Below are 22,779 nucleotides of genomic sequence, written 5' to 3'. Positions count from 1 at the left end.
TCAATCTGAGCCATGATCAAACTCTTCAATTAAAGTTTAATTGCCACCGAAATGGCTGCTCAGTATCACTGACTTAAAACGTCTGCTCTTTCGAACAGATTTCTGTATAAGTCACTTCACTGATAAATATTCTTTGTGCGATTGCTCGCTGCAGAATCTAAACCGTGAGTGCCCACACAGATGATTGATTGCTTATTGTTAAAGAGCAGTGCTGAACCGGTTAAGACCTTGCCCAGCGGGAGGCGTATCTTACACTTCCCAGAATTTGTGTCAAGCCAGTGTTTTGAAATTATTTATCAAACTCACCTACTCAACTCACTTCGCTTCGCTTCACTTTTGAGCCTTTCGACTCGGTCGCGCTTCGAGGCGGCCATTTTAGTGATTTTCAATCTCGTGTCAAGCGATGTTTTGCATCATTTTTCACTTCATTTCAAAACCACCCCAGAGCTGCTTTCGCACTACCCCGTTGGCATGGCGCGCATTATAGGGAGTTTTTAATCCTGCACAACCCCTAAAATGACAATTTGATGATATCTGTGATCGTTCGCTCAGAAATAAAGCAAAACGGGCGAAAAAGAGGCTTTTTCTCCCTCAAACAGGGATACGTAAGCTGTTATCCACCTTATCAGGCCCACCAATCATTTCGTCATACGCAGACTGATGCTGTAACCAAGCCATTTTTACAGTGGCTTCTGATAAGGATTGCTTGATTTGGTCCACACTTAAGAAACGCTGAGGTCTATTATCTGCATCAACCAGAAAAGCGACTTTATCATCGTAGTTAACCTGAGCGAGATAGATCCCCATTTCAATAGAGTGGATCACCAGTTCATCGATGACTACGTCTTGTCTGTTTAAATGTTCAAGTCTGTGCATAGGATGTCGCTCCCTTGAGTTGTTTGATTACTCTACGAAGCACTTTTAATTTTGGATGTATTCGACTGAAAATACGACTGGCAAACAAAAGTCGCCAGTCGTATAAGGAAGCTGAAGATCAGAAGTCGTATTTAGCACTAAACTGCACACGATTCAGGTCACCTTCATCGCCCGATAAAATTTCCCGGGTGGCATGACGAAGTTCAACACCAAACATCAGCTTACTGGCGGCCTGATAAATCAGATTCACTGCATAGCTGCTGGTGTTATCTGTAACGGCTAACCCCGTTAACTGTGCGTCGTTGTCTATGTGCTGAGCTGAATAAATCAGACTTGAGCGCCATTTGTCAGCCCAGGCATGCTTGTATGCAAGAGCATAACCTGTCACTTTGATTGCATCCAACTTGCCTGCAGCGTCCAATACAGCATCATTACTGGTATTTAAACCGATATAACGACCAAGCCCTTCGCCACTATTAACAGTAAAACGAATATCGTCTGTTGCTGAGACGTTATACTTGCCGGAAAGCGATACCGCATAGCCGTTTGTATTGTCATCCATACCGCCTGATTCAATAGCAAGCTGACGAGCCATCACGGCAACAGCCAGAGAACCCCAACTATCTGCGTGATTATATTTCACAACGACGTCAGGAACCGAGTTGTCATCAGTAACAATACGGGCACCACCTGTGTTTGGAGTGACTGTCGTTTCTGGATTTTCCAAAGCAACTTGCCAACCACCAGAGGTATAACGAACCTGCGCTTGACGGGCAAATATAGCGCCGTCGGTATTACCGATAAAATCTAAGCTGTCAGGTAAAGACGCCAGATCCATGAAGGTGGACCAGGTTTGACCCATCAACCAATTGTCGTAGGTTAAGAAGGCATGCCGAAGCTCTGGCGCATACCCGTTACTAATACGCTCATCGCCTATAGGGTAAGTCGACATCATATCGAACTCGAGGGTACCGTTAATTTTTTTACCGTTATCCAGGGTTGTTGCAGTCTTTAAGAAGAAACGCGATTGACGGGCATGCGCGTCAAATGTCGCCGACTCACCTTCTCCACCAACTGGGATTACACCTGGTACGTAAAAATCTCGACCAACTCCTGTTGCCATTTGTCCATCGGATGTGTCTGTCCACATCGTATCTAATTTAATATAACCGCCGTAGGTCAGCTCGGTATCACCAAAGGTGACAGCAGCAAAAGCTTGGCTACTAAGTGCGCCGAAAGATAATGCCACTAAGCTGGCAAGAGGTTTTTTCGTCAGCATTGTTTTCTCCTGGTCCAAGTTAAAATGTTGTTATTGTCTGTACCACAGCTCAACTTTGGTTCGCTTTTGGCAAAGGGACAATTAGCCTTTAGTCGCAGATTGTTTTTTATTCAGCCCGTTCAAAGACGGCGACAAACGAATTAGCTAGACTAAGGTCTAATGTTGCGGACACCTTAAAAAAGGTAGAACGAAGATAGCCATAACAGGTGGTTGTCACGAGTTGACCAAGCCACTGAGCCTACATGACAGGGGAATATTAATAATGAGTCACGCCCAACTTTACCCGGTACCAGAGCATACTAAAGCCAGAACTTTAGTAACCAACGAGCAGTATCTGGCCATGTATGAAGAGTCAGTAAAACAACCAGAAAAATTTTGGGCAGAACATGGCAAACGCATCAGCTGGTTTACACCTTTTACTAAAGTGAAAGATACCAGCTTCGACTTAGGTAATGTGCATGTGAATTGGTTTAGTGATGGCAGCTTAAATGCCAGCTATAACTGCCTGGATCGTCATTTACCAGCTAAAGCTAATCAGGTTGCCTATTATTGGGAAGGAGATGAACCTGGGGTGCAAAAGGCTGTCACTTATCAGGAACTCTACGACGAAGTCTGCCAGTTAGCGAATGCCATGCGTGCGCTAGGGGTCGGTAAAGGCGATCGTGTCACTATTTATTTACCCATGATCCCCGCAGCCGTAGTGTCCTTATTAGCCTGTGCACGGATTGGTGCTATCCACTCGGTCGTTTTTGCAGGTTTCTCACCTGATGCCCTCGGCAGTCGTATTCAGGATTGTGATTCAAAATTAGTGATTACTTCCGACCAGGCTGCCCGTGGTAGCCGCCTTACCTACCTGAAAGACAATACCGATCAAGCCTTAGCCCACCTGGGTGACGCCAACCCTGCTAAGCATGTCATAGTGGTGAAACATGTTGGCGAAAATATTGATTTTCATCAGGGTCGCGACCTGTGGTACCACGAACTATTAGCAAAGGAGCCAAAACATTGTGAACCAGAGGTGATGAACGCGGAAGATCCGCTGTTTATTCTTTATACCTCAGGTTCCACTGGCAAACCTAAAGGTGTGTTACATACCACTGGCGGCTACATGGTGTGGGCGTCCATGACACATCAATATGTATTTGATTACAAAGACGGAGACATTTACTGGTGTGCCGCGGACATCGGCTGGGTCACAGGTCATACCTATATAGTCTATGGTCCATTGGCGAACGGCGCTAGCAGCATCTTATTTGAAGGTGTCCCTACTTATCCGAGCGTTAAGCGTATTGCTCAGGTGGTTGATAAATACAAAGTCAACATTTTATACACAGCTCCAACTGCAATTCGTGCCTTGATGGCCCATGGCACTGCTGCGGTTGACGGCGCAGATTTATCCTCACTGACTTTATTAGGCAGTGTCGGTGAGCCTATTAATCCGGAAGCATGGAGCTGGTACCACGCCTCTTATGGTAAAAACAATTGTCCTATAGTAGATACATGGTGGCAAACTGAAACAGGTGGAATTCTGATCACGCCTTTACCTGGTGCTACAGACTTAAAACCAGGTTCAGCGACCAGGCCATTTTTTGGTGTCAAACCCGCTATAGTGACCAACGAAGGCGAATTAGTCGAGGGTGTGGCTGAAGGTAATCTGGTTATACTCGACAGCTGGCCTGGCCAAATGCGCTCAGTCTATGGTGATCACGAGCGTTTTGAGCAAACCTATTTCAGCACTTATAAAGGTATGTATTTTACAGGGGATGGCGCTAAACGTGATGAAGACGGTTATTACTGGCTAACAGGCCGGGTAGATGACGTCCTGAACATTTCAGGCCACCGTTTAGGCACTGCAGAAATCGAAAGTTGTCTGGTCGCTCATGACGCCATTGCCGAAGCTGCAGTCGTAGGTTATCCGCATGACATTAAAGGTCAGGGCATTTATGTCTTTGTAGCGCCACGGGTAGGCGTGGAGCCAAGTGATGAATTGACCAAAGCAGTGCGTGATTGGGTGCGTCGTGAAATATCCCCTATTGCTGCGCCTGATATCATACAGTGGACACCTAGTTTACCAAAAACCCGTTCAGGCAAAATTATGCGCCGTATTCTGCGGAAAATTGCGGCCAACGAATACGATCAGTTAGGAGATATCTCGACTTTAGCGGACCCATCTGTAGTGGAACACTTGATCCAGAACAGATTAAACCGCTAATCTGTTGACAATAAGTTGCTAATATTCAATTAATAGCAACAACACTTTAGCTGAACCCAGTCTCTGTTTTATAACGGAGGCTGGGTTAGGAGTTTATATGGCAAAGTTAATTGTCGCAGATGACCATCCTTTATTTCGAAATGCGCTGATCCATGCGATCAGCAATACCTTCGTGACCAAGGCAACGATAGAAACAGATAGTTTTGAAGCAACCTGTGAAGCTTTACTCGAGCATCCGGATACAGATTTATTGTTGCTGGATTTGCATATGCCGGGTAACTGCGGATTTTTAGGGCTGATCCAGTTGCGCAAGCAGTACCCTACTCTGCCTATAGTTGTCATTTCAGCCAGTGAGGATCTTGATGTAATTAAACGCGTGATGGCGTTTGGCGCCTCAGCCTTTATTCCAAAATCATCTCATCCGGCAGAAATTGGCAAAGCGTTAAGCGCAGTCATTGACGGAGAGCTCTGGGTGCCACCTGCGATACGCAGCCAGGTGATCAACCAACAAGAGCATCAACCCGATTTAGATTTGGCGAGCAAAGTCGCAGAACTAACACCACAACAGTATAAAGTTTTGTTTTACCTAACCGAGGGCTGGCTGAATAAACAAATTGCTTATGATTTACATATCTCCGAAGCTACTGTTAAAGCGCATATCACAGCAATTTTCAGAAAACTTGGGGTCACCAACAGAACGCAGGTGGTGATCCAGGCCCAGCGTCTGCAGCTGGAAGCTCCAGCTGACAAAACTCTGGTTGCACACTAAAACAGCAGACTGGTCTCAGCCTGATGATTCAGGCTTATGAGGCCGCTGAAACTCATCGATAAAAATCTGCCAGAATACCAGAAAAAGCGCTGCAACCATTGGACCCAATACAAAACCATTAATACCCATCAATGTAATGCCACCTAGCGTAGAGAAAAGCACCAGATAATCCGGTAACTTGGTGTCGCGCCCTACTAACAAGGGTCGTAATATATTATCAGCCAGACCAATCACTAAAGCGCCATAAGCCACCAGAATAGTTGCAATCACCCAGTCTCCTGTTGCGTACCAGTATAAGGAAACAGGTAACCACACCAAAGCAGCTCCAACCGCCGGCAATAAAGACAAAAAGGCCATCACCACGCCCCATAAAATTGGAGCAGGTAACCCTAACAACCAAAAAATAAGCCCGCCTAAAGCGCCCTGTACTATTGCAACAACTAAATTACCTTTGACGGTAGCCCGGGTCACTTCGGCAAATTTGGAAAACAGCAAACGTTCACGTTGATCACCTAATGGTAAAGCCCTGACCATCAGCTCGACTAAATGATGCCCCTCACGTAATAAGAAAAATGTCAGATATAACATCAAACATAAACTCAGAATAAAGCCAAAGGTATTCTGACCGATAGACAAAGCCTCTTTTGCCAACAAACGGCTGGCTTCTACCGCTCCCGAGGACAATTTTTCGCGCACTCCATCCGTTTGGATGCCAAAACGAGCTAAAAACTCAGTTACAACCGGAAAAGCCTGTCGAATGGACTCAATAAAGCCATCAGGATTTATTTCACCCTTTTCAATTTTGTCGTAAAAAGCGACGCCTTCCTGAATAAAAGCTGCACCAATGGCCAGTACAGGCAAAATTACAATCAGCACGCAAAGCAATAACGTGATCAACGCTGCACGGTTTGGTTTATCACCAATCAAACGCAAAATCTTCTGTTGTACCGGATAAAAAATAACAGTGATGGCGCAAGCCCAAAAAATGCAGCCCCAAAAAGGCTCCAGCACCAAACCAAACGCCAGGCTCACGACCACCAGCATGATTAAAAAAAAACGCTCTTCCAACTTGGCCAGCATGACTCCCTCCTAGCAACTGTTTTATCTTTCAGGCATTTAAACACAGCACGCTGAAAGCAACCAGACCCCGTTTTACGGTCGCTGGTTTTTTAAGTGGTTAATACCAGCACGCAGCGCTGCAGGTTTAATAGGTTTAGCTAAGAACAATAACCCTTCGGCTTTTGCACGCTGAGCCAGATCAGGCTCCGGAGCAGCGGAGACTAAGATACCAGGGACTTTCCCCCAATACGGCTGCAACTGTTGATACAGTTCGAGGCCGTTGATCCCTTGTCCCAATTGATAATCCATAATCAGTAGATCCGGTTTGTCCAGCGAAGGAGCCTCCTGCAACAGTTGTTCAGCGTACACATAGCTTTTTACCTCCCCCAACTGCCATTGCTGCAGCAATAAACTCAAAGCAGCCAGATTGGAACTGTCATCATCAACACAAAGGACCCGCCACTGCGGTAAAGATGTACTCTGAATCTCTTTCAGCGTATTTTCCTCAATCAAATCCTGCTCAGAGACCAGAGGCAAATACAGATTAAAAACGGTTCCCTTACCCACCACTGAACGAACATCCAGCTGATGCCCTAACAAACGCGTCATTCTTTGCACGACAGCCAGCCCCAATCCAACCCCCTGCTGGCCTCTGGCGGTGCTATCAACCCGATAAAAATCGTCAAAAATACGTTTTAACTCATGTTCTGCCACGCCAGGTCCGCTATCCCATATCTGCAACAACACCTGCTGCCCTCTTTTGCGACAAGACAGCAATACCTGGCCAGAAGGGGTGTATTTAATCGCATTGCTTAAAATATTTTGCAAAATACGGCGCAAATACGTGCCATCGGTTTGTACCTGCCATTCGCTAAAATGCGTACGAAACCTGAGCTGTTTTTGCTCTGCCAACCAGCTGAATTCATCCGTTAATGGCTTTAAAATGCTTTGCAATGAAACCACTTGGGTTTTAGGTTGCAAACGACCGTCATCCAGACGGGCAATATCAAGCAAAGTGGCAATCAGCTCTTCTGTCGCTTTTAAAGAGTTATCTAACTGGTGGATAATTTTTTGTGGATGACCTTCAATACTCTGATCCTGCAATGCCGCGGTGAAAAGTCGTGCAGCATTGAGTGGCTGCAAAATATCATGGCTGGCCAAAGCGAGAAAGCGTGTCTTGGAGACATTGGCCGCTTCGGCTTCAGCTTTAGCCTGCAGTAGTTGTAACTCAGTAGCACTTCGCCTTGCTACTTCCTCCATTAACTCCTGATTTATTTCACTGATCCTGTGGGTGCGTTCCTGTACCCGCTGCTCTAAGTGTTGTTTGGCTTCAGCCAGTTGCTGCACAGCACGCACATGTTCAGTGATATCTGTAAAACTGGTGACAAAACCACCACCAGGGATAGGGTTCCCCCGCATCTCTATCACTTTGCCATCAGGCCTTACCCGCTGAAATACGTGCGAGGTGCCGTTTTGCATATGTGCAATACGCTTGCTCACGTGCTCTTCTGGAGAGCCTTCGCCAAAAAGCCCACGCTCAGCATTAAACCGTACAATATCAGCTACAGGACGGCCAATTCGGATCATACCATCCGGGTAATCAAACATTTTCAGGTAGGCTTTGTTCCATGCCACCAGCTTTAAATCCCGGTCTACTACGCTGACCCCCTGACTTAAATGCTCTAAGGTCGAGAACAGAATTTTGCGAGAAAATTGAATAGCCTGAGTGGTATCGTCGAATAAAGTCACGACATCTTCGAGCTCAAGTTGCCTACCTTCAGTAGCTGCGCTGACCACTGCCAACGCAGAAGCCGCACCTATTACCCCGGCGAGTTCGCGCTCAACAAAGGCAACAAGTTCTGGTCCGGCGATACTGTCCTGCAGATCAAGATCCGGGAAGCGGCGTTGAAACTCTGCCATAGCTTCGTTACAGCGCTGTGCACCAATAAAACGCTCCAGCAACATAGTGATATCTGTACGGCGAACCCGGACCCGTCGCACCGGAGCTTCTTTGTGCTCCAAAGGCAAAGTCGGTTTGACAAAAGCAGCAGCCTGCAGACGATCTTTTAGATTCACTTTGACCAGCAGAGAAAACAGCAGATAACAACACAGATTCAACCCCAAAGACCAAATCACGCCGTGACTTAAGGTATCCAGTTGTACCCCAAATAACGCAGTAGGTTTGAGCGCTTCAATACCAAACAGACCTTGTTGTAATAGCGTTTGCTCAAGCACACCAACAGCGGATAGCTGTGGCACCATAAGACAGAAAAACCACAGGGTAAAACCTACAGCAAGGCCAGCATAAACACCAAAAGCATTGCCATGGCGCCAATACAGGCCCCCCACAACAGCTGGAGCAAGTTGAATAGCCAAAGCAAAAGCTAACAGACCCGTCTCAGCAAGTTCATAATTTCGGGCAAATAAAGCGTAGTAACCATAAGAGAGCAGCATCACAGTGATAATCATGGTACGGCGTACCAGCAGAATAAGACCGCTGTAATCTTTGATGCGTTGCCCATGGCCGGGACGACGCAAAATAGTAGGCATCACCACGTCATTACTGATCATGGTACTCAACGCCAGAGTTGAGATAATAATCATCGAAGTGGCCGCAGAAAAACCACCGATAAACACCAGTACACTCAGGGTGTGCCAGCCAGACTTTTCCGGGATCAGTAAAACAAAACTGTCCGCCAGATGCTCCTGTCCGGGAAATAAATGCATGCCAGCTAAAGCGATAGGGATCACAACCAAAGTGACTAAAAATAAATAACTGCTGTACCAGCGTTTGGCATGACGCAGGTGCCGGTGATCAACATTTTCAACAAAAGCGACATGAAACTGGCGCGGTAGCAGAAAAATAGCAGTCATCGCCAGCAAGGTTTTAACCGCAAAAGACAGCCAGCTTGTATGCTCTGTGTTGTACTGCAGATGACTGGCATGCTCAACAAACTGACTGACACCGATTTTTTCCGGCAAGAGCAACCAGTATGCCATCAACGCCAGGCAAAGCAGCGCGAATAACTTCACCACAGATTCAAAGGCAATAGCCACCATCACGCCACGGTTTTGCTCAGTCAGTTGCACTTTGCGGGTACCAAATAAAATGGCAAAGACGGTCATCGCCATCGCGCTGAACCAAGCGGTATCCTGCCACCAGGGTAAGGATTGATCGGATAAATCATGGCCCAGCAGCACCTGATAGGAACTTGCAACAGCCTTTAATTGCAAGGCGATATAAGGGATCACGACCACTAAACACAATAAAGCTGTGACTAAGGCAATATTTTTGCGTTTACCATAACGTGCGCTGATAAAGTCGGTGATGGAGGCGACGTTTTGTTTTTTTGCGACATACAACAGCTTAAATAAAAAAGATTGAGCAAATAAAAAGACCAAAATAGGGCCGAGGTAAATCGGGATATAGTCCCACCCCTGAGTCACAGCAGTTCCTACTGCTCCATAGTAGGTCCAGGAGGTGCAATAAACAGCCAAAGCAAGGCTATACAACAACCCTCCATACTTTCGTAGTAATTGATCACCAGCATGGCGTTCGCCCCAGTTGGCAATAAAAAACAGCAACCCCACATACAATAAGGCTAATAAAGCGACTATCCAGGCTGACAAAACGCACTCCCCTTTGATTTCTGACCTTACTTTTGGCGCAAAGCATCAGAAAGTCAATGATCTGTTTTTTCGGCTTCGACTAAAGTCGGGCTATCACTTCCTGTACCTGCTGCTAGATTAAGCATGCAAGTCAACAGAATTTCTATAACAACCACAAAAAACAACAAGAGGAAGACAACAATGGCATTTCAAACAAATGAATTAGCCAAAGCCTATTGGCGGGAGAATATCTCGCTGATGCTCAAACTGCTGGCAGTCTGGTTTGCAGTATCCTTCGCAGCAGGGATCTTATTTGTAGACCAACTGAACATGGTGCAGTTTTTTGGCTTTAAGCTCGGATTCTGGTTCGCGCAGCAAGGCTCGATCTACACCTTCGTTTTGCTGATCTTTATTTACGTGGTCAAGATGAATGCGCTTGATCGTAAATACGATGTCCACGAAGATTAAGGGGTAGATGATGGATTTACAGACTCTAACTTATATAGTGGTCGGTGCAACCTTTGCGTTGTATATCGGCATTGCTATTTGGGCCCGGGCGGGTTCAACACAAGAATTCTACGTGGCAGGCGGCGGTGTATCGCCTTTAGCCAATGGTATGGCAACAGCCGCTGACTGGATGTCTGCCGCGTCATTTATCTCTATGGCCGGTTTAATCTCTTTTATGGGCTATGACGGTTCAGTTTATTTGATGGGCTGGACAGGTGGCTATGTGCTGCTGGCTTTATGTTTGGCTCCCTACCTGCGTAAGTTCGGTAAATTTACCGTACCAGACTTTATCGGTGACCGTTATTACTCCCAAACAGCACGCACAGTCGCTGTTATTTGCGCCATTTTAATCTCCTTCACTTATGTGGCAGGCCAGATGCGTGGTGTAGGTGTGGTGTTTTCGCGCTTCCTCGAAGTCGATATCACTACAGGCGTGATCATCGGTATGGCCGTGGTATTTTTCTACGCTGTATTAGGCGGCATGAAAGGTATTACCTACACCCAGGTTGCTCAGTACTGTGTGCTGATTTTTGCCTACATGGTTCCTGCTATCTTCATCTCTATCATGATCACAGGTCATGTATTACCTCAAACAGGTTTAGGTGCCACCTTGCTGGATGGCTCAGGTATGCATTTACTGGAGCGATTAGACGGGCTTTCGGCAGAACTTGGCTTTGCTGCTTATACAGAAGGGACAAAATCCACAGCTGACGTCTTTGCTATTACTGCCGCATTGATGGTCGGTACTGCAGGTTTACCTCACGTTATTGTACGTTTCTTCACTGTACCACGGGTAAAAGATGCTCGTATCTCCGCAGGTTGGGCTTTGATTTTCATCATGATTTTGTACACAACTGCTCCGGCTATCGGTGCCTTTGCCCGTTACAACATGATTGATACCATCAATGGTCCCGATGCTCAGGGTACTTTAGTGACAGAAGCTCCAACCTGGATTAAAAACTGGGAAAAAACCGGTCTGATTAAACACGAAGATAAAAATGGTGATGGTCGTATGTTCTACTCAGGTGATGAGCGCAACGAAATGACCATCGACCGTGACATCATGGTGTTGGCAAACCCGGAAATTGCTCAATTACCAGATTGGGTCATAGCGTTGGTGGCCGCAGGTGGTATTGCTGCAGCCTTGTCTACAGCAGCAGGTTTGTTACTGGTGATCTCGACATCAATTTCGCACGATTTACTCAAACGAAATCTGATGCCTAAAATTACGGACAAGCAGGAGTTGCTAGCGGCACGACTAGCCGCCGCTGTAGCCATTATAGTGGCCGGTTACTTAGGTATTAACCCACCGGGCTTTGTCGCGGAGGTAGTAGCTTTTGCCTTCGGCCTGGCGGCGGCGAGTTTCTTCCCAGCCATCATTCTTGGTATTTTCTACAAGAAAATGAATAAGGAAGGTGCTATCGCCGGTATGTTGGCAGGTATCATTTTCACTGTGGGTTATATCCTGTACTTCAAGGGTATTTTCATCACTCCTTTGGCTGAAAACAAACCTGAAAACTGGTTGTTTGGTATTTCTCCAGAGGGTATTGGTACAGTCGGTATGGTGGTGAATTTTGTCGTCGCCTTTGCGGTCAGCAAAGTGACCAAAGAAGTACCACAAGAAGTACAAGATATTGTAGAACAAATCCGCTATCCAAAAGGTGCAGGTGAAGCTCAGGCTCACTAAAGTAGCGTAGAAAAAGCAGACTTGACAAGGCGTGGAGACACGCCTTGTTTTTTGATAAAGCAGGAAGGTTGTATGCAGATCCAGGAAGTAGTTACTTTTTTGCAGCAAACACCGCCTTTTGACGACTTAGCGCCACATGTACTGGAAAGCTTATGTCGCGAACTGACTGTTGTGTATTTCGCAAGTGGTGAAGAGCAACAACCTGAACCTCAGCTGATGCTGATACGCTCAGGTTTATTTGCCCTGCACACAGAGCAACAACGTTTAACCCATCTGCAAACCGGGGATTATTATGGTTATCAGTTACTCCTGACCGGACTTGCCGATCCTGACACTATCCGCTGCGAAGAAGATGGATTAGTGTATTTTTTTCCTCAGGAAAGTTTTGATAAATTAAGACACCAGTACAAAAATTTTGATCTATTTTTCCAGCGTTTATTTAGCCGTCGTTTGCATTTATATCAAAGCAGTCAACAACAAAACACTTCGACGCTAAAAGTCGCCGACTTCGTGACCCGACGCACTGTCTCTATTGACTGTCAGGACACAGTACAACAAGCCGCCTTGCTGATGACAGCTCAGAGGGTGTCGTGCGTCCTGATTAAACAAGATGAAAAATTGATAGGCATTTTGACCGACCGGGATTTACGCAGTCGTGTTTTGGCAAAAAACTTATCTGCCTCTACATGCGTCTCACAAGTGATGACTAAAACGCCACACAGCATTGATATCGACTGTTTTGCCTTTGAAGCTATTCAACAGATGAGCCAGCATAATATTCACCACTTACCCGTTACCGAACAAGACAAGCCTATCGGAGTGCTCACAACAACAGACTTGATCCGTAGCCAGCAAGAACACCCGGTTTTTCTAATCAGCCATATTCACCGTCAACATCAAGCTGCAGGTCTGCAGGCCATCACACCGCAAATACAGCAACTAGCACTGCAACTGGCTGAACAGCATATCCCTTCTTATGAGGTTAGTAGCATACTGACCAGTATTATGGACGCCTTAGTGCAAAGTTGGTTGAATATTGCAGAGCAACAGTTGGGCCCTGCCCCTTGTGTATATAGTTGGTTGGTGTTTGGTTCCCAAGCCAGGCGAGATATGCTACCCAGTGCCGATCAGGATAATGCTTTATTGTTGGAGAAAGAGCCCAGCGGTGCTATCGCAGAGTATTTTTCCGCGCTTGCCGATATCGTTTGTCATGGTCTGGCCTCGTCAGGGCAGGCTCTTTGTGATGGTCAGATCATGGCCGCCAATCCGGAATTGAGACTAAGCCTCAAAGGCTGGTCGAATCGTTTTGCCAAATGGCTCAATACGCCAGATCCACAAGCTTTACTCAACAGCAGTATCTTTTTCGATATGCGCCTGGTTCATGGCAGTAAAGGCTTATTTAACGTCTTGCATGAAGACGTATTGGCTCGTTGCAAAAATAATGAACTGTTTTTATACCATCTGGCTAAAAATGCCACAGAGCGTCAACCTCCACTGGGTTTCTTTAAACACTTTCTGCTTGAACAGGATGGTCGGCAACGTAAAGGACTGGATCTGAAAAAACGTGGTATTAGCCTCGTCACCGACTTAGTTCGGGTGTATGCCCTGTCTGCTGGGATCCAGGCAGTCAATACCAGAGAGCGACTGGCGCTGTTGCAACAACAAGCAGTCTTGACTCAGCGCCAGCAGCAAAATTTATTAGGAGCATTAGATGTGCTGGCTAATTTACGCTGGCAATTGCAAGCACAGGATATGCAGCGTGGCAGGCATTTATCTAACCTGTTGGATCCAAGCCAACTGAGTTTGTTACAACGTCATCAACTCAAAGATGCTTTTGCGGTGTTAAGTGACGAGCAGCAGATACTCAGACAACGTTTTTGTCGGGAACTCTAAATGTGGAACTGGCTGAAAAAACCAGTGGCTGTGCATCAACTGGTGGTAGATTTTGAGAAAGACTACAATCTGGATAAACAAAGTCTGGCCAGTAAAGCCAATTACCTGGTGCTGGATTTTGAAACTACAGGGCTTGATTCGAAAAAACATCACATTGTCAGCGCAGGCTGGGTAAAAATTACCGGCGGGAAAATTCATTTAAACTCAGCACGATACCAGTTGGTTCGAAGTCCGGCGTCAGTGGGACAAAGTGCAGTGATCCACGGTTTGCATAATACTGAAGTGCAACAAGGGATAGAGCTGGAAGACTTACTTCGCTTGCTGTTGCAGGAATTGACAGGAGCAGTATTGGTATCACACCACAGCGCACTGGAACTTAACTTTCTCAAACAAAGCTGCCAGAACTGTTTTGGTCGTTCTCCTGCGTTTAAAGCTGTCGATACCTTAAAGCTGGAGCTTTATAAAATGCGGCTCAAAGGAGGTCCTGTGGCACAAAACTCATTAAGCTTATCTGCTTGTCTGGCTCGTTACCACTTACCTGAAGTGACAGAGCACCATGCCCTCTCCGATGCCTTTGGTTGTGCTCAGCTTTTATTAGCACAATTAAAAAGCCGCGGAACATCTTGTACTTTGGCAGAACTGTTTCAACAAAGCCGTTAAGCCAAACAACAAAGGCAAATAAAACATAACAAAAAGCCAGGCGTTCGCCTGGCTTTTTTCGTTTAAACAACAACTTACACAGCGTTGTCTGACAATACACCCGGCTTAAAGCTATCGACACTAATAGAGCTGAAACGTAATTCGTTCATTCGTACCAGTTGCTTGGCTTCATCTGCCGTTACGACATTGATATCCAAAGCTTTGGTAATCAGCTGATCCATAGGAATTTTGCGTGGCAATGAGCCTTGTTTTTGCGCGGCATAAATTTTCTTCATAATAGGCTGAGCATCATGCACTGCAACAAAAGCCGATTCCATTAAGCCTGTCGGGTCTTCATCACCTTCACCGATAAAACACAGGTGGGTTAAACGATCACGAATCACACCTGGTTTTAACAGCGCATCAGAAATATCCTGAGTCACCGCATCGGCCGGCATTTTGTAACCGATACCGAAAGGGAATACTAAAGTTTTTAATAAACGAGCGACCACCCGGCTTGGGAAGTTCTGGAAGAAACCAGAAAATGCTTTGCCAATTTCAAACAGGTTACGTTCGATAGAGTACCGCACGAAAGGTAAATCAGCGACCTGACGACCATTATCTTCATAAAACTTCAGCACAGCAGACGCGATATACAAATGGCTCAACACGTCACCTAAACGAGCAGACAGCATTTCTTTACGTTTTAAATCACCACCTAACATCAGCATGGAAAAATCAGCGCTTAACGCCAAAGCACGACTCATACGGCTTAACTGCTTGTAGTATTTTGCAGTCTCACCAGACACTGGGCTTGAATTAAAGCGGCCCAGAGTTAAACCCTGCCACAGTGCGCCAAAGGTGTTACCTAAAGCAAAACCAATGTGCTTCATCAGCAAGCTATCGAATTGCTGTAAGCCTTCTTCGGCATTTGGATTCGCCGCAGCTTCCAATTCCTGCAATACGTACGGATGGCAACGGGTGGCTCCCTGACCAAAAATCATCAGGTTACGAGTCAGGATGTTGGCGCCTTCAACTGTAATAGAAACAGGCATCCCCATATAACCGTGTGCCAGATAGTTTTTCGGACCCACCTGAATAGCGCGGCCTGAATGAATATCAAAAGCATCGTTTAATAAAGTACGGGACATTTCTGTCATGTGATATTTAGCGATTGCAGTCACTACTGAAGGACTCAGCTTCAAATCGATAGCCCCGGCTGTCATAACCCGCATGGCTTCTAAGCTGTAGGTGTAGGCACCGATACGGCCCAAACTCTCCTGAACCCCTTCAAACTTACCAATGGCCATACCAAACTGCTGACGCACGTAAGAGTAGGCACCCGTCATACGAGTGGCTAAATGACCTGTGGCAGTAGCCAGAGCCGGCAGAGAGATACCACGGCCAGCGGATAAACATTCGACCAGCATACGCCAGCCGCGGCCAGCATAATCCGGTCCACCGATGATCCAGTCCAGTGGAATAAACACATCTTTACCGTAGGTGGTGCCGTTCATAAAGGCCATATTCATTGGAAAATGGCGATCACCAATCTGAACACCTTCATGGCTGGTCGGGATCAGTGCACAAGTGATACCCAGTTCAGTTTTTTCACCTAACAGGTTTTCCGGGTCATACAGCTTAAAAGCCAGACCTAATACAGTAGCCACAGGAGCCAGCGTGATATAGCGTTTGTCCCAGTTCAGGCGAATACCTAACACTTCTTTGCCTTCAAACTGGCCTTTGCAGATGACCCCAGTATCCGGGATACCACCAGCATCAGAACCTGCTTCCGGACCTGTTAAAGCAAAACATGGTACTTCTTTACCCGCAGCTAAACCCGGCAACCAACGGTCTTTTTGCTCTTGAGTACCATAGTGCATCAAAAGCTCACCCGGGCCTAAAGAGTTAGGTACCATCACCGTTACTGCAGCAGTTAAGCTGCGAGTCGCGATACGGGATACGATAGTTGAGTTGGCAATGGCAGAGAACTCACGACCACCATAGCTTTTTGGAATGATCATCGCAAAAAAGCCATTGTCCTTAATGTATTGCCAGACTTCAGGTGGTAAATCGCGCTGTTCCTGCACAATTTTGTAGTCGTCCAGCATTTTCAGCAGGGTTTCTACTTCATTGTCCATAAAGGCTTGTTCTTCAACAGACAACTCCGCCTTTGGAATAGCATGCAGCTTTTTCCAATCCGGCTTGCCCTGAAATAAGTCACCGTCCCACCAGACGTCTCCTGCTTCCATGGCTTCACGTTCTGTATCAGACAGCGGAGGTAAAATTTTCTTAAAGATGCCAAACACTGGTTTGGTGATCAGGTTACGGCGAATGTCTGCTACACCGAGCACAACAATCAGCACAACCAACAGCAGGATCAAAATTGACATAAATACGTCCTTCCAGAGATTAGTGAGCTTGACTAGATAAAGTTAAAGGTGACGCTATACCCGCGGCTAAATAAGGAATAAGCCTGTGGATCACGCCTTCTATTTCTACATTTTCGTTAAAGTCTGCCGCTGCAATTTCCTGTAAAGCCTGATTAGACGCCATGGTAAACACCACAGTGCCCAGCGAAAAATGCAAGCGCCAGAAAATTTCACTGGCTGGTAAATCAGGGCAAGCCTGCTGCACCAGCAACACAAATTTATCCAGGGTACGACCATAGTGATGATTAAAAAACCAACGCAAATGCCCCTGAACATCGGTATAACCACGACCCAGTAACTGTAAAAAGGTCCGGGTGCCGTGATGTTGTACTTTATTCAGTTCCAGCAAAGGTTGAATGAACACAGACAGCACCGCCGTTAAGTCATTTTGTTTTTGACTGGACAACAGCTGGCTGAACTCCTGATCCAAACGTGGCATCAGCACAGACAAATAACGCTGCAGCACCGACTGAATCAGCTCTTTTTTTGAACCAAAATGATAGTTCACCGCTGCCAGATTCACCTGCGCCAGACTGGTAATTTGCCGTAACGAAGTATCAGCAAAACCTGTAGAGGCAAAAAGTTGCTCTGCTGCATCCAGAATTTTGTCTTGTGTTGTTGTTTTATTCACCATAACCCTGACTAAATTAAAACACTTGTTTGAAATGTACGTTTGAAAAAAAATACTGTCAAGTCAGCAAGAGAGAAAAAGGCCAATCTGGTCAGATGAGCGACAAATATCACATGCCATTTACAACAAAAATGTAAAACAGAGACAAATTTTGCCCTTAAAAGGTGCAAAACCATGTCAGCGCAGATTGCTTAAAAAAAGCACTTGACATCACTAGCAGGATCAGACAATTTTGATTCATGCCAATACCACTCAATAAATAGGAGAGCAAAATGCAACGTTGTGCTGCAAACCCAAACAGCTACTACTGCTCTACCTATTACCTCTCCGAGTGGTTCAATAATTAGAACAGCTTCTGCCATAGCCAGAAGTGTGTTCTGTTTGTCTGTGTTTTAAAAACTACATCTGACATTACACCTATTTGCTCTCTGACAACATTTTTCAGGCATTGACTCGTCTGATGGTTGTTGCTGCATCTTTTGCTGCGCTTCTCGCTTTGGCACGTCCTTTTTAAGTTCGAAAAAACAGATTGCCATCAGGCAACAACGACACCAGAGGAAACATCATGTCACAGCATAAAAAAATGAAGCTCAGTAAAGTAGGTATGGCCACACTGTTTGCCTTGTTTGGCTCACAACAGGTTTATGCGCAACAGGCTGAAGCAACAGAGCAAGACGAAGCGACAATAGAAAAAATTGAAGTTACAGGCTCACGCCTCAAAGGCGTGGATATGGAAGGTGCAAACCCGCTGCAAATTTTCAGCCGGGACGATTTAGCGAAAAAAGGCTATGACAGCGTCAGTGCTTTTTTACGGGACCTGCCACAGGCCTCCAGTGCCGGTACTTTTACAGAAAACGGTGGCGTAGCCGGCAATGACGGCACACCCGCAGGGGCAGCCGGCGTTAGCTTACGCGGTTTAGGTTCAAGTTCTACTTTAGTGCTGGTCAATGGCCGCCGGGTTGCTGTGGATTCGTTTACTAACGGCTTTGATTCTTTTGTTAACGTCAATGCCATTCCGATGTCTGCATTGGAGCGTGTTGAAATTCTGACGGACGGTGCATCCTCTGTCTATGGTTCAGACGCAATAGCCGGCGTGATTAACTTCATCCTGCGCAAAGACTACGAGGGTCACGAACTTAGCGCCTCTTACGGTGACGATACGGCAAACGGAGACTTCAGTAAGTACAATCTGACCTACACAGGTGGTTTTAGTACAGACAACAGCAATACCACGGTAGTGATCGACTACTTTGACAAAAACGCTTTGTTCAATACCGATCGCCCAATCGACGTCACTTTTACCTCCTCTACCCGCGTTAGTATAGATGGCAACGATTACGCTGAGCCTTGGTGTGGCAGCGCAACCAGCAACGGCGGGACTCGCTGTCGTTATGATTATGTCAGCGAACGTGCGATTCAGCCGGACAGCAAGGCCGTTGGTGCAACCATCAACCATACCTATCGTTTAGGGAATGAACGGGAGTTCTTTGCTGAAGCCATGCTGCAACAAAATACTGGCTCAGCGTACGATTCTGCCGCAGCTTTTGATGTGCGGGTTGATGGTGATGCCAGCTTTGTGCCTGCATGGGCACAGGCCATTGATGCTGAAGATGGTGACGTCAATCAAATCCGTATCCGCTCACGTTTTCCTGAGCGCCGTATTCAGGACTACGATAGTCAAAGCTACCGGTTATTAGCAGGTTTACGGGGCGAGTTAGGCGAGTGGTCATGGGAAACTGCAGCCACCTATGGCAAAACGGATAACGAAATTACCCATGTTTCAGGGTATATGGGTATAGATAAAGTGGCCGATGCACTGGCAGATGGCAGCTTTAATCCATTTAATTTAGGCCGCGATAATTCAGACTCAGTCATTGCTGGTTTACGTGAAATCGCGCCTCGGCTCGGTGAATCTGACGTCTACTCTGTCGACTTTAATTTCTCTGGTACTTTATTTGCAGATATCAGCGCTGTATTTGGCGGTGAATTCCGTGGCGAGGAGATCTCTGATAATCCAGCAGAAGTGGCCCAAAGTGGCGGTATTTTTGCACTGGGAGCCAGTGACGCCGCTGCAGATCGGACTCAGTATGCGTTTTATAATGAGCTTAATATTCCGCTGACCGACAAACTCGATGCCATTGCTGCGTTACGCTATGACCACTACAGCGATTTTGGCGGCGACATCAATCCTAAATTATCTTTGCGTTACCGCCTGAGTGATGACCTGATTTTACGTAGCTCCTGGAGCACAGGTTTCCGTGCACCTTCACTATCACAACTGGGTGCTGGTACTTCGTTAACAGCCAACTACATTGACTGTGGCACAAATCAACCTTTCGACGCACTTTGTGGCGACTTTGGTGCCACTTCAGGTGAACTGGAATTTGACCAGGAAACCTTAGGTAATAAAAATCTGGACGCCGAGAGTTCAGAGGCGATCAATATTGGCGCGTCATGGAATCTGACAGAAGACTTACAGTTCACCATCGACTACTGGAAATACACTCACGAAGATATAGTTGATGTGGATGCTAATACCACCTTACGTGCTTGTGTCGCAGGCACAGCACCAGTGGTCAGCAACGAAGCTGATTTAAATGGCGAGTTTGGTTGTGTGATAGATGGCGGCAATGATTTAGTCTTCCTGCGCACCGGCTTCTTTAACGTTGGTAGCCAGGAAACCGATGGCGTTGACTTTAAACTGAACTATAAGCTGACAACCAGCAATGCCGGTGAATTCAAGTTCAACCTGGCCGGTACCCGCACTTTGTCGTACGAGCGCCAGATCACGCAGGACAGCCCGGCTGAAGATTTATTGGGCAAACTCAGCGGAGCTTCAGAAATTGCCCGCCCTGAATTCGTTGCCGATGCGGGTACTGAATGGCGTCTTGAAAACTGGAATGCCAGTTTAGGCGCCCATTACATCAGCTCCTTAGGCGATGGCGACTTTAAGTTTGATAACGAGACAGTGGACTCGTGGCTGACGTACAACGCCAGTCTGGGTTATGACATCAGCGCCAATCAAAGCCTGCTGCTGAGCATCCGCAACCTGACGGACAAAGAACCGCCTTACGCATCTTCACCTACTAACGGCTACGCCAGCTCAGTCCACGACTGGTTAGGCCGCAACTGGACGTTACGTTATTCAGTAAAATTCTAAGCTTTCTTCTACCTGGATGAAGTTGGGGCCTGAGTCTTCTCAGCGCCCCTTTTTTTGGTATTTATCGCAAAGTTTTACAGAAAAAACAGAAGAGACTAGGTTTCATCCTTCAGCTTCCGTATAATGAGAATAATTCTTGTTAAAGCGATAAATATAGGTGAATTATGGCACTTCGTGTAGTTTTGGTCTGGATAGCCTTGTTGGCTTTTCCAGCACTCGCTTCGGATAAACTGATCCAATACATTGAATATATTGGTGCTGACTACAGCGCGGCAGTGGTAGATGGCAAGATCGTCAGCGAAGCTGAATACGGTGAAATGCAGGAGTTCTCATCTTTAATAGCAGAAGAAGTTGCCACAGCCCCCGAAGCATTGCAGCAACAATCTGCTCAGTTAAAACAACTCATTGCTGATAAAGCAGCAGAAAAAGATATTCAGGCCTTAACTGCCCTGATGCGTCAAAGCGTCATTGCGGCCATGCCCTCCATTCCTTTGCCTAAACAAAGCCCGGATTTAAAACGCGGTGAAGCCTTGTTTGCCACCAACTGTGCCGCTTGTCATGGCGCAACAGCTATGGGTGATGGCGTAGCTGGCGCTCAGATGGACCCTGCCCCTACTAACTTTCATGAAGTAGAACGTTATCAGGCCCGCAGTGCTTATGGTTTGTTTAATACCATTACTTTAGGTGTAGCGGACACCGGCATGGCATCCTTCGCTCATCTGGATGAACAAAGCCGCTGGGATCTGGCGTTTTATGTCGGTCATATAGCGGGAAAAGGTTTAGATACCACTAAAGTACCAGAGGCCATGATTGAAAGCGGTGCAGTAAAAGATTTACTGACCGCGACTCCAAAGGATGTGATCAAACTCTACCCTGACTTTGGCGCAGAGCTGATGAGCCTGTTCAGAAGCCAGCCAGAGCGTTTTTTCCAGGCCCAAAGTAAAGATCCGCTAGTGATAGCGCAGCAGAAATTACAACTCTCTGCTGATTTATACAGCCAAAATCCACAAGCAGCTTATGACCAAGCTGTGTCAGCTTATCTGGATGGTTTTGAACTGGTCGAAAACCCATTGGGGACAGTCAATGTTGAGCTGCGTGACCAGATTGAACACGCCATGATGGGCCTGCGCCAACTCCTGAAAGACCCGGCGCAAAAAGATGTTGTGGCACCTCGTATTGCCGAAATTCAAAGCCTGTTAAAACAAGCTCAGGCTGAGTTATCAGAAACACAATTGAGTGGCATGAGTGTATTTTTGGCTGCGCTGCTGATTTTATTACGTGAAGGTTTAGAAGCGTTATTGGTGGTAGCTGCTATTTACAGCGTCGCGGTAAAAACCGATAAACCCGCATTGCGCCACACTGTGCACATTGGCTGGGTGGGTGCTTTGGCATTAGGTGTTGTGACCTGGTTTATTTCCAGTTTTGTGATTGATATCTCAGGTGCATCCCGTGAACTGACCGAGGGTTATACCGCACTGATCGCAGCTGCTATTTTGTTCTACATGGGATTCTGGATGCACAGCAAAACCAGCGCCAAAGAGTGGAGTAACTTTATCCAGCATAAAGTACAAAATGCCGTATCAGGCGGTGCTTATTTTGGTTTAGGTTTGGTGGTATTTTTAGCGGTTTACCGTGAAGCCTTTGAAACTATTCTGTTTTATCAGGCCTTGTGGTTGCAGGGCGGAGAACAGGCACAGCAAAGCTTTATCGCTGGTATAGCTTCAGCTTTAGTGCTGCTGGCTATTTTAGGTCTGGCAGTGTTTAAGTTCGCGCTGAAGTTACCACTGAAAACCTTCTTTGGCAGCACTGCTTTGCTGATGCTGGTTCTGGCCATCGTCATGGCGGGCAAAGGTATTGCTGCATTGCAGGAGGCTGGTACTTTATCAGTTAGTCAGTTGAACCTGCCTACTATTAGCTGGTTAGGTTTCTACCCTAATACTCAGGGTGTAATTTTACAGTCAGTTTTAGTGCTGATAGCTTTGGTGTATTTGGTTCGTAGCCGCAAAGGTTAAACTAAAAATGGGGT

14 protein-coding genes are annotated in these 22,779 nt (G+C 46.4%); 8 read left to right on the top strand and 6 right to left on the bottom strand.

Translation table 11 applies throughout. The features are described from left to right. Positions 1–591 precede the first annotated feature (591 nt). Together IEW88_RS08990 and IEW88_RS08985 are read right to left on the bottom strand one after the other, a co-directional pair. The gene (locus IEW88_RS08990; RefSeq protein ID WP_147903663.1) at positions 592–876 is read right to left on the bottom strand and encodes a DUF6482 family protein; all 285 of its coding nucleotides are present in this window, start codon (positions 874–876) and stop codon (positions 592–594) included. Positions 877–994: 118 nt separating this feature from the next. Next, positions 995–2,155 carry a DcaP family trimeric outer membrane transporter gene (locus tag IEW88_RS08985; RefSeq protein ID WP_053426147.1) on the bottom strand — a complete coding sequence of 387 codons (1,161 nt, stop codon included), beginning with the start codon at positions 2,153–2,155 and terminating at the stop codon, positions 995–997. A 262-nt stretch (positions 2,156–2,417) separates the two neighbouring features. On the opposite strand from IEW88_RS08985, the gene acs reads away from it, so the two are divergent. Both acs and IEW88_RS08975 read left to right on the top strand, forming a co-directional pair. Beyond that, positions 2,418–4,367 (top strand): acetate--CoA ligase, encoded by a 1,950-nt coding sequence (gene acs / locus IEW88_RS08980; protein ID WP_147903664.1) that lies wholly within the window; start codon positions 2,418–2,420, stop codon positions 4,365–4,367. Positions 4,368–4,464: 97 nt separating this feature from the next. Continuing rightward, a complete protein-coding gene (locus IEW88_RS08975) occupies positions 4,465–5,136 on the top strand; it encodes a response regulator transcription factor (RefSeq protein WP_053426149.1) in 672 nt (223 codons plus the stop codon). A 15-nt stretch (positions 5,137–5,151) separates the two neighbouring features. On the opposite strand, the gene IEW88_RS08970 is transcribed toward IEW88_RS08975, so the two are convergent. Together IEW88_RS08970 and IEW88_RS08965 are read right to left on the bottom strand one after the other, a co-directional pair. Continuing rightward, a complete protein-coding gene (locus IEW88_RS08970; protein ID WP_147903665.1) occupies positions 5,152–6,216 on the bottom strand; it encodes an AI-2E family transporter in 1,065 nt (354 codons plus the stop codon). A gap of 72 nt (positions 6,217–6,288) precedes the next feature. Further along, positions 6,289–9,825, bottom strand: coding sequence for a PAS domain-containing hybrid sensor histidine kinase/response regulator (locus IEW88_RS08965; protein ID WP_147903666.1), 3,537 nt, complete (start codon positions 9,823–9,825; stop codon positions 6,289–6,291). A 180-nt stretch (positions 9,826–10,005) separates the two neighbouring features. Between IEW88_RS08965 and IEW88_RS08960 the strand changes: the two genes are divergently transcribed. The 4 genes from IEW88_RS08960 (at position 10,006) to IEW88_RS08945 (ending at position 14,551) form a co-directional block, all read left to right on the top strand. Continuing rightward, positions 10,006–10,272, top strand: a complete 267-nt coding sequence (locus tag IEW88_RS08960; RefSeq protein ID WP_053426151.1) for a DUF4212 domain-containing protein — start codon at positions 10,006–10,008, stop codon at positions 10,270–10,272. A gap of 10 nt (positions 10,273–10,282) precedes the next feature. Then, positions 10,283–11,998 (top strand): sodium:solute symporter family protein, encoded by a 1,716-nt coding sequence (locus IEW88_RS08955; protein WP_147903907.1) that lies wholly within the window; start codon positions 10,283–10,285, stop codon positions 11,996–11,998. Positions 11,999–12,070: 72 nt separating this feature from the next. Continuing rightward, positions 12,071–13,891, top strand: coding sequence for a putative nucleotidyltransferase substrate binding domain-containing protein (locus IEW88_RS08950; protein ID WP_053426153.1), 1,821 nt, complete (start codon positions 12,071–12,073; stop codon positions 13,889–13,891). After that, on the top strand, positions 13,892–14,551 hold the full coding sequence (locus tag IEW88_RS08945) for a 3'-5' exonuclease (protein ID WP_147903667.1): 660 nt from the start codon (positions 13,892–13,894) through the stop codon (positions 14,549–14,551). A 74-nt stretch (positions 14,552–14,625) separates the two neighbouring features. Here the strand turns inward: IEW88_RS08945 and IEW88_RS08940 are convergent, their stop codons facing one another. Then, complete coding sequence (locus IEW88_RS08940) at positions 14,626–16,923, bottom strand: acyl-CoA dehydrogenase (RefSeq protein WP_053426143.1); 2,298 nt, start codon at positions 16,921–16,923, stop codon at positions 14,626–14,628. A gap of 19 nt (positions 16,924–16,942) precedes the next feature. After that, a complete protein-coding gene (gene psrA / locus IEW88_RS08935) occupies positions 16,943–17,596 on the bottom strand; it encodes a TetR family transcriptional repressor PsrA (RefSeq protein WP_053426142.1) in 654 nt (217 codons plus the stop codon). Positions 17,597–18,158: 562 nt separating this feature from the next. On the opposite strand from psrA, the gene IEW88_RS08930 reads away from it, so the two are divergent. Both IEW88_RS08930 and IEW88_RS08925 read left to right on the top strand, forming a co-directional pair. Then, positions 18,159–20,753 carry a TonB-dependent receptor plug domain-containing protein gene (locus IEW88_RS08930; RefSeq protein ID WP_147903668.1) on the top strand — a complete coding sequence of 865 codons (2,595 nt, stop codon included), beginning with the start codon at positions 18,159–18,161 and terminating at the stop codon, positions 20,751–20,753. Between the two features lie 164 nt (positions 20,754–20,917). After that, positions 20,918–22,765 carry a cytochrome c/FTR1 family iron permease gene (locus IEW88_RS08925; protein ID WP_147903669.1) on the top strand — a complete coding sequence of 616 codons (1,848 nt, stop codon included), beginning with the start codon at positions 20,918–20,920 and terminating at the stop codon, positions 22,763–22,765. Positions 22,766–22,779: the final 14 nt, after the last annotated feature.

This window comes from Rheinheimera tangshanensis, assembly GCF_014645135.1.
GTDB classification, from domain to species: domain Bacteria; phylum Pseudomonadota; class Gammaproteobacteria; order Enterobacterales; family Alteromonadaceae; genus Pararheinheimera; species Pararheinheimera tangshanensis.
Note: the sequence above shows the minus strand (reverse complement) of the source record. Positions and strands in the feature narration are given on the sequence as shown.

What these genes read in the sequence shown, in the direction of transcription:
- psrA (WP_053426142.1), bottom strand. Translation starts at nt 17,596, where the DNA reads ATGGTGAATAAAACAACAACACAAGACAAAATTCTGGATGCAGCAGAG.
- IEW88_RS08960 (WP_053426151.1), top strand. Translation starts at nt 10,006, where the DNA reads ATGGCATTTCAAACAAATGAATTAGCCAAAGCCTATTGGCGGGAGAAT.
- IEW88_RS08925 (WP_147903669.1), top strand. Translation starts at nt 20,918, where the DNA reads ATGGCACTTCGTGTAGTTTTGGTCTGGATAGCCTTGTTGGCTTTTCCA.
- IEW88_RS08930 (WP_147903668.1), top strand. Translation starts at nt 18,159, where the DNA reads ATGTCACAGCATAAAAAAATGAAGCTCAGTAAAGTAGGTATGGCCACA.
- IEW88_RS08985 (WP_053426147.1), bottom strand. Translation starts at nt 2,155, where the DNA reads ATGCTGACGAAAAAACCTCTTGCCAGCTTAGTGGCATTATCTTTCGGC.
- IEW88_RS08950 (WP_053426153.1), top strand. Translation starts at nt 12,071, where the DNA reads ATGCAGATCCAGGAAGTAGTTACTTTTTTGCAGCAAACACCGCCTTTT.
- IEW88_RS08940 (WP_053426143.1), bottom strand. Translation starts at nt 16,923, where the DNA reads ATGTCAATTTTGATCCTGCTGTTGGTTGTGCTGATTGTTGTGCTCGGT.
- IEW88_RS08975 (WP_053426149.1), top strand. Translation starts at nt 4,465, where the DNA reads ATGGCAAAGTTAATTGTCGCAGATGACCATCCTTTATTTCGAAATGCG.
- IEW88_RS08990 (WP_147903663.1), bottom strand. Translation starts at nt 876, where the DNA reads ATGCACAGACTTGAACATTTAAACAGACAAGACGTAGTCATCGATGAA.
- acs (WP_147903664.1), top strand. Translation starts at nt 2,418, where the DNA reads ATGAGTCACGCCCAACTTTACCCGGTACCAGAGCATACTAAAGCCAGA.
- IEW88_RS08955 (WP_147903907.1), top strand. Translation starts at nt 10,283, where the DNA reads ATGGATTTACAGACTCTAACTTATATAGTGGTCGGTGCAACCTTTGCG.
- IEW88_RS08945 (WP_147903667.1), top strand. Translation starts at nt 13,892, where the DNA reads ATGTGGAACTGGCTGAAAAAACCAGTGGCTGTGCATCAACTGGTGGTA.
- IEW88_RS08970 (WP_147903665.1), bottom strand. Translation starts at nt 6,216, where the DNA reads ATGCTGGCCAAGTTGGAAGAGCGTTTTTTTTTAATCATGCTGGTGGTC.